The sequence below is a fragment of the Streptomyces sp. NPDC005576 genome (assembly GCF_042871745.1).
Classification (GTDB): domain Bacteria; phylum Actinomycetota; class Actinomycetes; order Streptomycetales; family Streptomycetaceae; genus Streptomyces.
On the sequence record NZ_JBIAJC010000016.1, the window covers coordinates 130128 to 147390 of the forward strand.

A 17263-nucleotide genomic window follows, 5' to 3' on the forward strand; every position below is an offset into this window, starting at 1 on the left:
CGGGGTGGCGCGACCCTGCCGACCGGCGGCCGGCTCCCCGTACGGCGCCACGACTCATCACCGACCGCCCGGTCCCGGGCGCTCGGCCCACTGCCTGATCCGCTCGGCCTTCCCTGTACCGGGCACTCCGCACGAAGGGTGGATTCATGAACGACAGCCGGATGCGGTACCTCCTGGAACGGGTCACCGCCGAACTCCACGAGACCCGCAAGAAGTTGCGCGACGCCGAGGAAGGCGGCCAGGAGCCCGTCGCCATCGTCGGCATGGGCTGCCACTTCCCCGGCGGGATCGACTCCCCGGAGGACCTGTGGCGGCTGGTCTCCGAAGGCGGCGACGTGGTGGGCGACTTCCCCGACAACCGGGGCTGGGACACCTCGGCCCTCTTCCACGAGGACCCGGACCGCCCCGGTACCTCCTCCACCCGGCGGGGCGCGTTCCTCGCGTCGCCCGGCGACTTCGACACCGACTTCTTCGGCATCTCCCCCCGCGAGGCGCTGGCCACCGACCCGCAGCACCGGCTGCTCCTGGAGACGGCCTGGGAGACGTTCGAGCGGGCCGGCATCCGGCCCGACACCCTGCGCGGGAGCAGCACCGGCGTCTTCGTGGGCAGCAACGGCAACGACTACGCGCCTCCGGTCGGAGCCGTCCCCGAGGACCTGGAGGGCTACATCGTCGTCGGCAACGCGGCGAGCGTGGCCTCCGGCCGCATCTCCTACACCTTCGGGTTCGAGGGCCCCGCCGTCACGGTCGACACGGCCTGCTCCTCCTCCTCGGTCGCCCTCCACCTGGCCGTACGGTCACTGCGCTCCGGCGAGTGCGACCTCGCGCTCGCCGGCGGGGTCACCGTCATGACCACGCCCTCCACCTTCGTGGAATTCTCCCGGCAGCACGGCCTCGCGGCGGACGGCCGCTGCAAGGCCTTCGCCGGCGCGGCCGACGGAACCGGCTGGTCCGAGGGGGCCAGCCTGCTGCTCGTCGAGCGGCTCTCCGACGCGCGCCGCCTCGGCCACCGGGTGCTCGCCGTCATCAGGGGCACCGCGGCCAACCAGGACGGCGCCTCGCACGGGCTGACCGCACCGAACGGCCCCGCCCAGCAGCGCGTCATCCGGCAGGCGCTGGCCGACGCCCGCCTGACCGCCGGGCAGGTCGACGCCGTCGAGGCGCACGGCACCGGCACCACCCTCGGCGACCCCATCGAGGCGCAGGCGCTGCTCGCCACCTACGGCCAGGAGCGTGACCACGGAGCCCCCCTGTGGCTCGGCTCGGTGAAGTCGAACATCGCCCACACCCAGGCGGCGGCCGGGGTGGCCGGCGTCATCAAGATGGTGCAGGCCATGCGTCACGGGATACTCCCCAAGACCCTGCACGTGGACGAGCCGTCCCCGCACGTCGACTGGGCCTCGGGAGCCGTGTCCCTCCTCGCCGACCACCAGCCGTGGCCCGAGACCGGGGCACCGCGCCGCGCGGGCGTGTCCGCCTTCGGCATGAGCGGCACCAACACCCACATCATCCTGGAGCAGGCCCCCGAATCCGCACGCGCCGAGGCGGAAGTGGCGGACGGACCGGGAGTGCCGGGCGGAGGAGCCGGGGCTGTCCCGGCCGCTCCCGCCGCCGTACCCCTGCTGCTCTCCGCCCGTACCCCCGCCGCCCTCGCCGCACGGGCCGCCGGCCTCGCCGCGTACCTCCGTACTGGGCCGGACGTGGCCGCCGTCGCCCGTGAACTCGTCGTGGGGCGCACCGCGTTCGAGGAGCGTGCCGTCGTCGTCGGCTCCGCCGGAGGGGAGTTGCTCGCAGGGCTCGACGCACTCGCCGCGGGGGAGTCCGCGCCCGGACTCGTGCGGGGAAGGTCCGGGGGTGAGCGCCGCACGGTGTTCGTCTTCCCCGGACAGGGCTCCCAGTGGATCGGAATGGCCCGCGAACTCCTCACCACCTCACCGGTGTTCGCCGACAGCATCGACGCCTGCGCCGGTGCGCTGGAGCCCTGGACGGACTGGTCCCTGACCGACGTACTGCGCGGGGCGGAGGGTGCTCCCGACCACGACCGGGTGGACGTCGTGCAGCCCGCGCTCTGGGCGGTCATGGTCTCCCTCGCCGAGCTGTGGCAGTCCTACGGAGTACGTCCCGACGCAGTGATCGGCCACAGCCAGGGCGAGATCGCCGCCGCGTACGTCGCCGGAGCCCTCACGCTCCAGGACGCGGCCCGGGTGGTCGCCCTGCGCAGCCGGGCCATCGGCGCGCTCTCGGGCGGCGGCGGCATGGTCTCCGTGGCGCTGCCCCTGTCCGAGGCCGAGACCGCGATCGCCCCCTGGGCGGGGCGCGTCTCGGTGGCGACGGTCAACGGCCCCTCCGCCGTGGTGGTCGCCGGTGAACCCGCCGCACTGGACGAGTTCACCGCGGCCGCCGAGCGGGAGGGCGTCCGCGTCCGCAGGGTCCCGGTCGACTACGCCTCCCACTCGGCGCAGGTCGAGACGGTCCGCGAGGAGTTGCTGACCGCTCTCGCGCCGGTCACCCCGCGTGCCGCGACCATCCCCCTCCTCTCCACGGTCACCGGCGACTGGCTCGACACGACCGCGATGGACGCGACGTACTGGTACACCAACCTCCGGCGGACCGTCCTCTTCGAACCGGCCGTCCGCAAGCTGCTCGCCGAAGGTCACGACGTCTTCATCGAGACCAGCCCGCACCCGGTGCTGACCTCCGCCGTGCAGGAGACCGCCGAGGCGGCACAGGCGGAAGCCGTCGTCACCGGCTCGCTGCGCAGGGGCGAGGGCGGCCGGGTCCGCTTCCTCACCTCGCTGGCCGAAACGCAGGTCCACGGGGTCGACGTCGACTGGAGCCCGGCGCTCGCAGGACCGGGGGATGCCACGGACGGCCCCTACGACCCGGCCGGCCTGGCCGACTTGGCCGGCCTGCCGACGTATCCCTTCCAGCGGCAGCGGTTCTGGCTGGAGAGCACGGCCGCCCAGGCAGCCGACGCCCCCGGTCTCGGCCTGCGCGCCGCCGGACACCCGCTGCTCGGCGCGTCGCTGCGGCCGGCCGAGGGCGACGGGCTGCTCCTGACGGGGCGCCTCTCCGTCCGGACCCACCCCTGGCTCGCCGACCACACGGTGCTCGACCGCATCCTCGTCCCCGGCACGGCCCTGGTGGAGCTGGCGGTACGGGCAGCCGACGAAGCGGGCCGCGACACGGTCGAGGAGCTGGTGATCGAGGCGCCCCTCGTCCTGCCGGCCGACGACGCCCTCCAGATCCAGGTGGCCGTGGCCGCTCCCGCCGAGGACCGCCGCCGCACGGTGACCGTCCACTCCCGCCCGCAGGACGCGGCGGACGGCGAGGGCTGGACCCGGCACGCGACCGGATACCTCTCCCGTACGGCCGGTCCCGCGCCGTCGAAGTCCGCGCCGGGCAGTTGGCCGCCGCCGGGGGCCGTCGCGCTCCCGATGGAGGGCCTCTACGAACGGCTCGCGGAATCCGGAGTGGCGTACGGGCCCCGCTTCCAGGGACTGCGCGCGGCCTGGCGGCTCGGTGAGGAGATCTTCGCTGAGGTCGCCCTCGACGGTGCGGAGGAGCCGGCCGCAGGAGAGTTCGGGGTGCACCCGGCCCTGCTCGACGCCTCCTTCCACGCGGCGGCCCTCGGCACCTCGCAGCAGGCCGGACCGGAAGAAGTTCTGCTCCCGTTCGCCTGGAACGGAGTGCGGCTGCACGCCTCGGGCGCGACGGCGCTGCGCGTACGGCTCACCCCCACGGCGGACGGCGGACTCTCCCTCGACGCCACCGACCCGTCGGGCACTCCCGTCGTCACCGTCGACTCCCTGGTGTACCGCCCGGTGGCGGCGGCCCGGCTCATCTCCGGTCCCGGGACCGGAGCGCCGCTGTACCGGCTCGGCTGGAATCCGCTGCCCCGTACCGCCCCCGCGTCCGGGCCGCTCGCGGTCCTTCTGCCGGAGGGCGCCGAGTCCCGGCACACCGACCCGGACACCACGGTCCGCTTCGGCGATCCCGCCGACGTGGCCGCCGCCGTCCGCGCGGACGGGAGCGTGCCCGGACCGGTCCTGTACGAAGTGCCGCCCGACGTCCGTCCGGAGGACGGAACACCACCGCCGGCGCGGGCACGGACCACCCTGGAACGTGTGCTCGCCCTCGTGCAGGACTGGCTCTCCCACCCCGAACTGGACGGCGTACCCCTGGCGTTGGTGACCACGGGCGCGGTCAGCACCGACGGGGAGTCGCCGGACCTTACCACCGCGGGCGTCTGGGGCCTGCTGCGCTCGGCCCAGTCCGAACACCCCGGCCGCTTCCTGCTCGTCGACACCGACCGGGACGAACAGGGCGGCGCACCAGGGACATCCGGCCTCGGCGCGGTACTCGCGACGGCCGTCGACACGGGCGAGCCCCAGCTCGCGCTCCGCGCCGGCACCGTCCACGTCCCCCGGCTCGTCCCCGTCGAGCCCGACCCCGGTCGCGCCGGAGGCGGATGGCGCTTCGGGCCGCCCGAGGGCACCGTCCTCGTCACCGGCGGCCTGGGACTCCTCGGCAAGCTGGTGGCCCGCCACCTCGTCACGGAACACGGCGTACGGCACCTGCTGCTGACCGGCCGACGCGGCCCCGCCGCTCCGGGCGCCGCCGAGTTCGTGGCCGAACTCACCGCCCTCGGCGCCCGCGTCACCGTGGCCGCCGCCGACGCGTCCGACCCGGAGGCCCTGCGGGCCGTACTGGACGGCATCCCGGCACATCACCCCCTCACCGGCGTCGTGCACGCTGCCGGAACCCTGGACGACGGCGTCGTGGGCTCGCTCACCCCCGACCGGCTGGACACCGTGCTGCGCCCCAAGGCCGACGCCGCGTGGAACCTCCACGTGCTCACCCGGGACGCCCCCCTCTCCGCGTTCGTGGTGTTCTCCTCGGCGGCGGGCGTCCTCGGTGTCCCCGGCCAGGGCAACTACGCCGCGGCCAACACCTTCCTCGACGCCCTGGTGGCGTACCGCAGGGCTCACGGCCTGGTCGGGACGTCCCTCGCCTGGGGCCTGTGGGAGGAGAGCAGCGAGCTGACCGGACATCTGGACGACACCGCCCACCGGCGCAACGCCCGCCACGGCACCCGCGCCCTCACCACCCCCGAGGGACTCGCGCTCCTCGACGCGGCCGGATCGGCCGACCACCCGCTCCTCGTGCCGGTCGCCCTGCGGGACGGCGCGGAGGCCGGGCAGATCCCGCCGGTCCTCCGTGACGTCGTCACGACGACCCGCAGGCCGGTCGCGCGCCGGGCCGCCGGGACATCGGGCTCCACTCTCGCGGCGCGACTGCTGCCGCTCGGCGCGGCCGAACGCGAGGAACTCCTGGCCGATCTGGTCCGCGCGGAGGCGGCGACCGTGCTCGGGCGCGCCGACCGCGACTCGATCGCCTCCGGCCGGGCGTTCAAGGATCTCGGATTCGACTCGCTGACCGCCGTGGACCTCCGCAACCGGCTGGGCGCGGCGAGCGGGCTGCGGCTGTCGCCCACGCTCGTCTTCGACCACCCCACCCCGCACTCCCTGGCCCGTTTCCTCCTCACCGAACTGCTCGGCGAAGATCCCGGTGCGGCGGCCCCCGCGCCCGTGGCCACCCCGGTCGCGGACGCGGACGACCCGGTCGTCATCGTCGGCATGAGCTGCCGGCTGCCGGGCGGGGTGGCCTCGCCCGACGACCTGTGGGACCTGGTCTCCCAGGGCGGGGACGCCATCACCCCGTGGCCCACCGACCGTGGCTGGGACCATGAGGGTCTCTTCGACGAGGACCCCGACGAGCCGGGCCGCACCTACACCCAGCACGGCGGATTCCTGCACGACGCGGCCGAGTTCGACGCGGGCTTCTTCGGTATCTCGCCGCGTGAGGCGCTGGCGACGGACCCGCAGCAGCGGTTGCTGCTGGAGTCGTCCTGGGAGGCGTTCGAGCACGCGGGCATCGCCCCCGACACCCTGCGCGGCAGCCGTACCGGCGTCTTCGTCGGCGTGATGTACAACGACTACGCCTCCCGGCTGCGGGAACTCCCTGCGGAGCTGGAGGGCTACCTGCACAACGGCAGCGCCGCCAGCGTCGCGTCGGGGCGCATCTCCTACACGTACGGGTTCGAGGGTCCGGCCGTGACGGTGGACACGGCGTGCTCCTCCTCGCTGGTGGCGCTCCACCTCGCAGCGCAGGCACTGCGGGCGGGGGAGTGCGACCTGGCGCTCGCGGGCGGGGTCGCCGTGATGGCCTCGCCGTCCGGGATGGTCGCCACCTCCCGGCACCGTGCCTTCGCCCCCGACGGCCACGTCAAGGCCTACGCGGCCTCCGCGGACGGTACGAGCTGGGCGGAGGGCGTCGGGCTGCTGCTGGTGGAGCGCTTGTCCGACGCGCGGCGGCTCGGTCACCGGGTGCTCGCGGTGGTACGCGGCTCCGCGGTGAACCAGGACGGCGCGTCGAACGGTCTGACCGCGCCGAACGGTCCCGCCCAGCAGCGCGTCATCCGGCAGGCACTGGCCGTCGCGGGCCTCGCCCCGCACGACGTGGACGCGGTGGAGGGGCACGGCACCGGCACCACCCTCGGCGACCCGATCGAGGCCCAGGCGCTGGTGGCCGCGTACGGCACCGGGCGGCCCGAGGACCGGCCGCTCTGGCTCGGCTCGCTCAAGTCCAACATCGGCCACACCCAGGCCGCCGCCGGAGTGGCCGGCATCATCAAGATGGTGCAGGCCATGCGGCACGGCGTGCTGCCCCGGACGCTGCACGTCGACGCCCCCTCGCCCGACGTGGACTGGACCGCGGGCGGAGTGCGCCTCCTCACCGAGGAGCGGTCCTGGCAGGCGGACGGACGGCCGCTGCGCGCCGGCGTCTCCTCCTTCGGCGTGAGCGGCACCAACGCACACGTCATCCTCGAAGAACCCGACTCCGGAGAGTCCCCGGAGCCCGCGACCGCCCGAACCACCCCCAAAACCGAAACCGCTCCGGCCGAGGACGGCTCCCCGCTGCCCTGGGTGATCTCCGGCCGGACCCCGCAGGCCGTGTCCGACCAGGCCGCGCGTCTCCTGGAGCTGCTGGACCGCCCGGCCCCGGCCCCGGCCACGGTGGAGACCGCTCACGCGCTCCTCACCGACCGCTCGCACTTCGACCACCGGGCGGTCGTGGTCGCCGCCGGCCGTGACGGCCTCGCCGACGGGCTGGGCGCACTCGTAAGGGGCGAACCCGCCGGGAACCTCGTCCGGGGAACCGCGGCCGAGGGCGCCCGCACGGTCTTCGTGTTCCCCGGCCACGGCTCGCAGTGGAGCGGGATGGCCCGGGGACTGCTCGATACCGCACCCGCCTTCGCCGAGCGCGTCGAGGAGTGCGCCCGGGCACTGGAGCCCCTCGTCGACTGGTCACTCGTCGACGTCCTGCGGGAGACCCCGGGCGCACCCACCCTGGACCGGGTGGACGTGGCCCAACCCGCCCTGTGGGCCGTGCTGGTGGCGCTCGCCGCCCAGTGGCAGTCCTACGGCGTACGGCCGGACGCGGTGGTCGGGCACAGCCAGGGCGAGGTCGCCGCCGCCTGCGTGGCAGGCATCCTCTCGCTGGGGGACGGCGCCCGCATAGTCGTCGAGCGCAGCCGGATCCTGGCCGGGCTCGTCGGGAAGGGCGGCATGGCCTCCCTGGCGCTGCCCCTCGCCGAGGTGGAGAACCGGATCGCGGCCTGGCCGGGGCGGCTCTCGGTCGCGACGGTCAACGGCCCCTCGGCCGTCGTGGTCGCCGGGGACGAGGCCGCCCTGGACGAACTGCTCGCCGCGTGCGAGGCACGGGGCGAACGGGCCCGGCGGATCAGGGCGGCCACCGTCGCCGGACACTCCCCGGTGATCGACGGGGTGAGGGACGAACTCCTCGAACGGCTCGCGTTCGTCACGCCCCGCACGGGGGAGACACCCCTCTGGTCCACGGTCACCGCCGCGCCCGCCGGACCCGGCGAACTCGACGCGGAGTACTGGTACCGCAATATCCGGCAGACGGTGCGATTCGCCCCCGTCGTCCGGGACCTGCTCGCCGACAGGTACACCGTCTTCATCGAGGTCAGTCCGCATCCGGTGCTCACCGGCAGCATCCAGGACACCGTGGACGAGACGGAGGGCATCGGCGTCGTGGTCACCGAGACGCTGCGGCGGGACCACGGCGGACTCGACCGTTTCCTCACCTCCGTTGCGGCCGTCCACGCCCGCGGCGTGGGGGTGGACTGGTCCCCGGCGTTCGACGGCAGGCGGTCCTCGCGGGCGGAGCGGGTGGAGCTGCCCACGTACGCCTTCCAGCGCCGGCGTTACTGGCTGGACGCCGGTACGGCTGCCGCCGGCCCGCTCGCGGGCGCCTCGAACGGTGCGTCCGGCCCCGCACCGGGCCAGGACGGAGATCAGGTGGAGACAGGCCCGGCGGCACGGTTCGCCGCCCTGCCGGCCGCCGCCCGTACCGGGGCCCTGCTCGACCTGGTGGTACGCCAGACGGCCGAGGTGCTGGGACACGAGGACGCCGGGGAGATCGGCCCGGACCACGCGTTCAAGGGGCTCGGCCTCGAATCGCTGACCGCCGTCGATCTGCGCAACCGGCTGGCCGCCGCGATCGGCGTACGGCTGCCGGCGACCCTGGTCTTCGACCACCCGACGCCCGCCGCCGTCGCCGCGCACCTCGCCGGCCTGCTGCCCGACGGCCCTTCCGCGGTGGCGGGGCCGGGCGCGGGCGCCGCGGCGGACGCCCTCGCCCTGCTGGAACAGGCCGTTCCCGGCGCCGGTCCCCTCGACCCGGACGGAGCCGAACTGCTCTCCCGGCTCCGCGCGTTGGTGGCCCGCTGGGACACCGGCCGGCCCGTGCCCGGCCAGGGGGACGCCGAGGAGATCGACCTCGACGGGGCCACCGACGAAGAGCTCTTCGAGCTGATGGACAGCGAGGCGCGATGAACCAGGACCGCTCCACCGGCGAGCAACTCGACTCTGAAGAACAGCATTTCGGCGCAGGTCCGCGCATCACGGAGGAGGTGGCCGGTCGTGGCCGATGAGGAGAAGCTGCGCAGCTACCTCAAGCGTGCGCTCGCGGAGAACCGGGAGGCGCAGAAACGCCTGCGGGAGGTCGAGTCCGGCCTGCGGGAGCCGATCGCCATCGTCGGTATGAGCTGCCGGCTCCCGGGCGGGGTGGACTCGCCCGACGCACTGTGGGACCTGGTGGCCGCCGGCGGCGACGCCATCGTGCCCTGGCCCGACGACCGGGGCTGGGACCTCGAAGCCCTCTACGACCCCGATCCCGGCCACCCCGGCACCAGTTACGCCCGGCACGGCGGATTCCTCCACGACGCGGCCGACTTCGACGCGGAGTTCTTCGGGATGTCACCCCGCGAGGCGCTCGCCACCGATCCGCAGCAGCGGTTGCTGCTGGAGTCGTCCTGGGAGGCGTTCGAGCGGGCCGGTATCGCGCCGGACTCCCTGCGCGGCAGCCGTACCGGCGTCTTCGTCGGCCTGACCGCACAGGACTACCACCACCGCCTCACCGAGGTACCGGCCGAACTGGAGGGGTACCTCGGTATCGGCAACCTCGCCAGCGTCGCGTCGGGGCGCATCTCCTACACGTACGGGTTCGAGGGTCCGGCCGTGACGGTGGACACGGCGTGCTCCTCCTCGCTCGTGGCGCTCCACCTCGCAGCGCAGGCGCTGCGGGCGGGGGAGTGCGACCTCGCCCTCGCGGGCGGGGCGACCGTGATGTCCACCCCCGCCGGTTTCGTGGAGTTCTCCCGTCAGCGCGGGCTGTCGCCGGACGGCCGGTGCCGCGCGTACGGTGCCGGGGCGGACGGCACCGGCTGGGCGGAGGGCGTCGGGCTGCTGCTGGTGGAGCGCTTGTCCGACGCGCGGCGGCTCGGTCACCGGGTGCTCGCGGTGGTACGCGGCTCCGCGGTGAACCAGGACGGCGCGTCGAACGGTCTGACCGCGCCGAACGGCCCCGCCCAGCAGCGCGTCATCCGGCAGGCACTGGCCGCCGCCGATCTCGCCCCGCACGACATCGACCTGGTGGAGGGGCACGGCACCGGCACCACCCTCGGCGACCCGATCGAGGCCCAGGCGCTCCAGGAAGTCTACGGAAGCGGCCGGCCCGAGGACGCCCCGCTCTGGCTCGGCTCCCTCAAGTCCAACATCGGGCACACGGCCGCCGCGGCCGGAGTGGCCGGACTCATCAAGGCGGTGGAGTCGATCCGGCACGGCGTCCTCCCGCAGTCCCTGCACACCGCCACGCCCACCCCGCACGTCGAGTGGGAGGGCGGCGGAGTGCGGCTGCTCGACGAGGCCCGGCCGTGGCCGGAGACCGGACACCCCCGCCGGGCGGGCGTCTCCGCCTTCGGCGTGAGCGGGACGAACGCCCACGTGATCGTCGAGGAGGCCCCGGGCACGCCCGAGCGTCCCGCGCCCGCAAGCGCCGATCCCGGTCCCCGGACCGGCCTGCTCCCCTGGCCGCTCTCCGCCAGGTCGGCCCGGGCGCTGCGGGACCAGGCGGCCCGGCTGGCGGAGCTGCTGGAGTCCCGTCCCGGACTCGACCCGCTCGACGTGTCCTGGTCGCTGGCCACCGCCCGCACCGCACACCCGCACCGCGCCACCGTGGTCGCCGGGGACCGCGGCGAGCTCCTCGCCGGTCTGCGGGCACTGGCCGACGGGCACTCCTCGGCCGCCGTCGTCACCGCCGGGGAAGACCTTCCCCGCGCCGCACGCGCCGGCCGCACCGCCTTCCTCTTCACCGGGCAGGGCAGTCAACGGGCTGCCATGGGAAGGGAGTTGCACGAACGGTTCCCCGCCTACGCCCGCGCCTTCGACGAGGTGACCGCCGCCCTCGACCGCCACTGCGCGGGCCACCTCACCCATTCGGTGCGAGGCGTCGTCCTGTCCGCCGCCCACGGCGAACTGCTCGACCGCACGGAGTACGCTCAGCCCGCCCTCTTCGCCGTGGAGGTGGCGCTCTTCCGGTTGCTCGGCACCTGGGGGGTGCGGCCCGACGTCGTCGCGGGGCACTCGATCGGCGGCCTGGCCGCCGCGCAGGTGGCCGGGGTGCTCACTCTGGAGGACGCCGCGGCCCTGGTCGCGGCCCGCGGCCGGCTGATGCAGGCGCTGCCGCCCGGAGGCGCGATGGCGGCGGTCGAGGCGACCGAGGAGGAAGTCGCCGACGCGCTCGCCGCACGGGGGGAGCCGGCCGCGATCGCCGCGGTCAACGGCCCCCGCTCGGTCGTCGTCTCCGGCGACGAGGAACCCGTCCTCGCCGTGACGGCCGACTTCAGGGCGCGCGGCCGCCGGACGTCCCGGCTGCGGGTGAGCCACGCCTTCCACTCGCCCCGCATGGACCCGATGCTGGACGACTTCCACCGTGCGGCCAAGGCGCTCCGGTACGAGGAGCCCGGCATTCCCGTGGTCTCCGACCTGACCGGTGCCACCGCCCTGGAGGGAGAGCTCGGCACCGCCGACCACTGGACCGAACACGCCCGGCGGCCGGTCCGCTTCCTCGACGTGGTGCGGGAGTTGCGTGGTTCGGGAGTGACCCGGTTCGTCGAGATCGGACCGGACGCCGTCCTCACCGGGCTGACCGCCGAGATCCTGACCGCCCAGGACGCCGCCCAGGGTCCGGACGCGCCGGCACCCGCCGTCCTCGCCCCGCTGCTGCGGGGCGGCCGGCCCGAGGCGGCGACCCTGCTGACGGCGCTGGCCCGCCTCCATGCCGACGGGGTGCCGGTCGACTGGCGGGCCGTCTTCGAGGGCCACCGGCCCCGTACGGTCGACCTGCCCACCTACCCCTTCCAGCGCCGCCGCCACTGGCTCGACGCCACCGTGACCCGCGGCGCCACCGGCGTGTCCCCGCTCCCCGCGGCCGAGTCCGAAGCGCAAGAACCCAGCGGGGCCGTCCGGTACGCGGAGCTGTCCGGGCCGGCGCTCGACAACGCGCTGCTCGACCTCGTCACGGCGGAGGTCTCGGCCGTCCTCGGGCACGCGACGGCCGACGCGGTCGCGCCCGACCGGGCCTTCGTCGAGGTGGGCCTGGACTCGCTCTCCGCCGTCGAACTGCGAACCCGTCTCGCCGCCCGCACCGGCCTGACCCTCGCGGGAGCGCTGACCATCCGATACCCCGAACCGCTCTCGCTCGCCCGGCACTTGAGCGAACTCCTGCAAGCGCGGAAGCAGCCTTCCGCGCCGGTCGAGGGGCCCCTCACCACGCTCTACCTGCGGCTGTGCGCCGCCCAGGAGATCGCCGCGGCCACCGAAGTCGCCGTCGCCTCGTCCCGGTTGAGGAGAACCTTCGGATCGGCGGAGCGTGCGCGCCACACCACCGAGCCGGTGGTGCTGGCCCAGGGCGACGCGCGGACCGCGCTGGTCTGCTTCCCCGCTCTCACCGCCTTGTCCGGACCCCATGAGTACGCCCGTTTCGGCCAGGCACTGCACGGCGTACGTGACGTCCTCGCCGTCCCCGCGCCCGGCTACCCGGAAGGCAGCGCGCTGCCCGACTCGGCGGAGACCTTCGTGGCGATGCAGGCCGACGCGGTGCAGCGCCTGGTGGGGGAGGAGCCGTTCGCGGTGCTGGGGCGATCCCTGGGTGGCTGCGTCGCCCACGCGGTGACCGCCGAACTCGAACGGCGCGGCACTCCGCCGACCGGCCTGGCGATGGTGGACACCTACCCGATGGACACCGCGACCCTGCCCGGAATGGAGTGGTGGATGCCCGCCATGATCAACGGAATGGTCGACCGGTTCGACGCCTTCGACCTCGGACTCACCGACAACGGCATTACCACGATGGGCAGTTACCTACGTACCTTCGGCGGATGGCAGCCACGGGCGGTCACCACCCCCACGCTGCTGCTCCGCGCCGAGGCGCCCCTCCCCGGGACTCCGGACGACCCAGCAGGTGACACCCGCGCCTTCTGGCGGCTGCCGCACGCCACCACCGATGTGCCGGGCGACCACTTCTCCGTACTGGAGGAGCACTCGGCGACCACCGCCGCCGCCGTCGAGGCATGGCTGAACACCCTGGGCTGAAGCCGCCCCCATGCCCCCGCTCCCGGACCGGCACGACCGGCCCCCGACCACCGCCACGCACTGCCGCTCATGCGGCCGTCCGCCGGCGGACGCCACCCGCACCCCGCAGGACACGAGAGAGAAGAACCCGATGACCGCACCACAGCCGCTGCACCTCGCCGTAGCACTGGACAACGTCGGCTGGCACCCGGCGGCCGGCGCGGGGCCCGACGCCCCGGACGGAAACCTCTTCAGCCTGGCGCACTGGACCGCCCTCGCCCAGGAGGCCGAACGCGGACTCCTGGACTTCGTCACGGTCGAGGACCCGCCGAAGCGCCCCGCCGGGCACGTGAACCACCGCCTGGACGCCGTCCTCGTCGCCTCGGCGCTGGCCGCCACGACCGAGCGCATCGGGCTGATACCGAGCATCGTGACCGACCACGCCCAGCCGACGAACGTCGCGAAGGCGATCGCCACCCTCGACCACCTCAGCGACGGGCGGGCCGGCTGGCGCACCCCGGTCACCCCCGCGCGGCCGATCGTGATAGCCGACATCTTCACCCCCGAGGTGCAGACGCCGATGGCCGCCCTCTTCGAACGCGCCGCCGACCTGGTGCGCGTCGTGCGCGCCCTCTGGGACGGGGTGGACGACGAGAAGGCGCTGCGGGACACCGCCGCGCCCGGCAGGTTCGCCCCCGCCGACCCGGACCCGCACGGCAGCTTCACCGAGATCGAGCCCCTCGGCGGCGCGGCCGGCGACTGGATCACCATCGACTCGCCGTCCCTCGCCCCCCGCGCCCCCCAGGGCCACCCGGTCGTCTTCACCGTCGCCCACATCACCCTGCCGTACCGGTACGGGGCACGCTCGGCCGACGTCGTGTCGGTGACCCCGCACAGCGTCGAGGAGGCGCGGGCGACCGTGGAGGAGGTCCGCGCCGAGCAGGCGGCGGCGGGGCGCGCGGACCAGAAGGTGCACGTCTTCGGCGAACTCGTGGTCTTCCTCGACAGCGCCCCCGGCCGCGCGGCCGAGCGGCTGGCCCGTCTGGACGAGGCGCACGGCAGCACCTACGCCTCCGACGCCGAGATCGTCGCCGGAACCCCCGCGGAAGTCGCCGACCTCCTCCTCCAATGGCAGGAGGCAGGGCTCTCCGGGTTCCGCCTGCGACCCGGCGCCCTGCCCCACGACCTCAACGCCATCACCCGGGAACTCGTACCCGAACTGCAGGCCCGCGGCGCGTTCCGGACCTCCTACGAGGCGGACACACTGCGCGGGCTGCTCGGACTGCCGGTACCGCCCGCCCCGGCAGCGCCCTGACCCCCGGCCGGGCGCGTGTGCTCACTCGCCCGGCCACCTGTGGGCCGGCCGGCCGGCTGCTCCGGCCGGCCGGGCTCCCGCAGTGAACTCGGAAGACCGGCCCGGCCCTTCACCCGGAGTTTGCGGTAGGCGTGCGTCAGGTGCTGCTCGACCGTGCTGACGGTGATGAACAGCTTCTCGGCGATCTCCCGGTTCGAGTGGCCGGCCACCGCGAGCGCCGCCACCTGTGACTCCGAGCCGCTGAGCAGGGTGACACCCGTGTCCGACTCGTCCTTCACCGCCCGGGACTCCTGCGCGGCGAGCTGCCGGGCCAGCGGGGCGAAGCCGCCCTCCTCGGCGATCTCCCGGGCCTGCCGGGCGACCATCCGGGCCCTGCCGGTCTGGCCCGCCCGGGTGTGGACCGCGCTCAGGTCGGCGAGAGCACGCGCCAACTCCAGCCGGTCACCCGCGGCGCCCAGCAGGTCCGCCGACTCCCGCAGCAGCACCGCGCGCCGCCTCGGGTCCGACACGGCCGCGACCGTCCGCAAAGCCATTCCCCGGGCCCGGGGCTGCTCGGGCGAGACCAGGGCCAGTTGCTCGGACGCGAGACGGCGCGCCTCGTCGGTCCTGCCGAGCCGCAGCAGCGCCGTCACCGCGTCGCTCCGCCACGGAACGAACGCGGGCCGGTCGATGTCCCACTCCCGCAGGAGCCGTCCGCACCGCACGAGATCGTCCAGTGCCGCGTGCAGCAGATCGAGCGAGAGCCGCTGCCGGCCGCGCGCGTGCAGGTACTGGACCCCGAAGCGCGTCTGGAACAACTGCTCGGGCAGGGTCCACGTGCGCGGGACCCCGGTCTCCGGCACCGTGCCCGTCGCGCTGGCGGCGAGCAGCAGACTGGAGAGCGGGGAACCGATCAGTACGCCCCAGCTCCCGGTCGACATCAGCGACATCGCCCTCCGGGCACTGCGCTGCGCGAGCCGTGCGTCGCCCTGCCGGACGGCGATCTCCGCCCGGACCGCCGCGAACAGCGCCTGCCACGCCGGCGCGTCCCGCTCGGCCGCCTCCCGCAACAGCGCGTCGCACCATCCCACAGCCAGGTCCGGGCGGTCCGCGTACACCAGTACGGACAGGGCGAGGTGCAACGCGTCGAAGCCCTCGTCGTCCAGCGGGGTGGACTGCAGGACGAGCTCCGCGCTCCGCACGCTGTCCTGATCGGGGCCGGAACGCAGCACCCCGTTCAGCACGGCGGCAATCGGTCTCGGCGTCCCGTCCGGCGTCCGGGCCGCCTCGGCCCTCCCGCCCCGTGCGCCCCGGACGTTCCGCGCGGGCGGCCGTACGGAACGGAACCGGGAGTCGGTTCCCCGCAGCAGCGCCGGATGCGATGCGCGCAGCCACTCCCGGGCGGCGAGGTATTCGCCCGCCGAGCCCTCGTCCAGGGTGTCCGCGAACCGTTCGAGCCGGCCGAGCGCGAGAGTGATCTCCTCCCCGCTCCCGTTGCGGAGTAGCCGCCCGAGGAGGGACACGCTCTGGCAGCCGGTCAGACGGCCCTCCCGCAGCGCGTCCAGCAGCGGCCGCAGCCTCCGGCAGGCCGTGTCCGGGTCGCTCCGGGAATCGACGAGGCTCCGCAGCAGGGTGACCGTCACCCGCTGCTCCTCGTCCGTGCAGGCCTGCGCCGCGAGGTCGAGGCACGCCTCCGCGAATCCCGTGTCGTCCCGGCGCAGGGCCTCGCGGGCCGCTTCCAGCAGGACCGGGAGGGCGAAGGGCTCGTCGCCGTCCCCGGCCGCCAGCAGATGGACGGCGACGGCGGACGCGGGGTCCCCCGCTCCGTGCAGCAGCCGGGCGGCCTCCCGGTGCAGCGCCGAGCGGTCGGCGGCCGGCATGCCCGCCAGCACGGCGGCGCCCGCGGCGGGGTGGCGGTAGCGGCCCCCGTCCAGGACGCCGATGGCGTCCATCGCCCCCAGGGTCTCGGCCACCTCGGACTGCGGCAGGCCGAGCAGCCGCGCCAGGCGGTGGTGCGAGCCGGAGGCGTCCAGCGCAGCGAGCGCGCGGGCCGCGTCACGGAAGCGGCGCCCCGCCCTGCGCACGCAGGCATCCACCGCTCGGCCGAACTCCGCTCCCGCACGCGGCTCCGGCACGGCCGCCGGGCTGCCGGCTCCCTCGTACCAGTCCTCCGCGAGCGCCCGCAGCAGCAGCGGGTTCCCGCCGCTGAGCCGGTGCCAGGAAGCGGCGGTGGCATCCGGCACGAGGATGCCTCCCGACAGTTCCGCGAGCATCCGCCCGGTCGCCGGAAGACTGAGCGGCCGGACCCGTACACGGCTGAAATGCCGCTGGCGCAGCAGCGGCGTGCGCCAGGCGCGCTCCGTCGCGTCCCCGTCGGTCGGCGGATCGGACTCGGTCACCACGATCAGCACCCGGGAGGCACGGAGCAGACCGCCCATGTGGATCAGGGAGTTCAGCGACGCGGGGTCGGCGAAGTGCAGATCGTCGACCGCCACCACCACCGGCTCGCGCTCCGACAGCGCGCGGATCGACTCCCAGTGGGTCTGTCCGGCGAGCGACGGCGTCGGGCCGGCGGACAGGAGGTCCGCGTCGCAGGTCGCCGCCCCGCCGCCCCGGGGCAGGCGCAGCACCCGGGCGCGCTCCTCGGGCGCGAAGTGCTCGCGCCCGAAAAGCTGGCCCACCACGCCCAGCGGCACGTCCTGTTCGGAGCACCTGGCCGCCGCGTGCAGCACCACCGCCCCCTCGTCGGCCGCGATCTCGCCGAAGACGTGGAGCAGTTCGGTCTTTCCGGCGGCAACCGGGCCGCTGATGGCGACGACACTCCCGCGTCCGCCGAGACAGTCGGCCAGCAGCTCTCGAAGTCGCGTCAACTGGTTCTCACGCTCGACAAAAACCACAACAAGCTCCACATCTCGGCGACGCGGTCGCGTCGCTCGAATCTCGGACATCTGCTCTCGGGTGGGGACCG

4 protein-coding genes are annotated in these 17263 nt (G+C 74.8%); 3 read left to right on the forward strand and 1 reads right to left on the reverse strand.

Annotated elements, in window-relative coordinates:
* Positions 1-146: 146 nt before the first annotated feature.
* The 3 genes from ACFYPN_RS26950 (at position 147) to ACFYPN_RS26960 (ending at position 14316) form a co-directional block, all read left to right on the forward strand.
* Positions 147-8924, forward strand: a complete 8778-nt coding sequence (locus ACFYPN_RS26950) for a type I polyketide synthase (RefSeq protein ID WP_389301709.1) — start codon at positions 147-149, stop codon at positions 8922-8924.
* An 87-nt stretch (positions 8925-9011) separates the two neighbouring features.
* Complete coding sequence (locus ACFYPN_RS26955; RefSeq protein ID WP_389301712.1) at positions 9012-13022, forward strand: type I polyketide synthase; 4011 nt, start codon at positions 9012-9014, stop codon at positions 13020-13022.
* A 130-nt stretch (positions 13023-13152) separates the two neighbouring features.
* Positions 13153-14316: an LLM class flavin-dependent oxidoreductase gene (locus ACFYPN_RS26960; protein WP_389301714.1), complete on the forward strand. Its 1164-nt coding sequence runs from the start codon at positions 13153-13155 to the stop codon at positions 14314-14316.
* Here the strand turns inward: ACFYPN_RS26960 and ACFYPN_RS26965 are convergent.
* Complete coding sequence (locus ACFYPN_RS26965) at positions 14250-17192, reverse strand: AAA family ATPase (protein ID WP_389301717.1); 2943 nt, start codon at positions 17190-17192, stop codon at positions 14250-14252. The genes ACFYPN_RS26960 and ACFYPN_RS26965 overlap by 67 nt on opposite strands.
* Positions 17193-17263 lie beyond the last annotated feature (71 nt).

Coding starts and splice junctions, on each gene's coding strand:
- ACFYPN_RS26960 (WP_389301714.1), top strand. CDS start 13,153: ATGACCGCACCACAGCCGCTGCACCTCGCCGTAGCACTGGACAACGTC.
- ACFYPN_RS26950 (WP_389301709.1), top strand. CDS start 147: ATGAACGACAGCCGGATGCGGTACCTCCTGGAACGGGTCACCGCCGAA.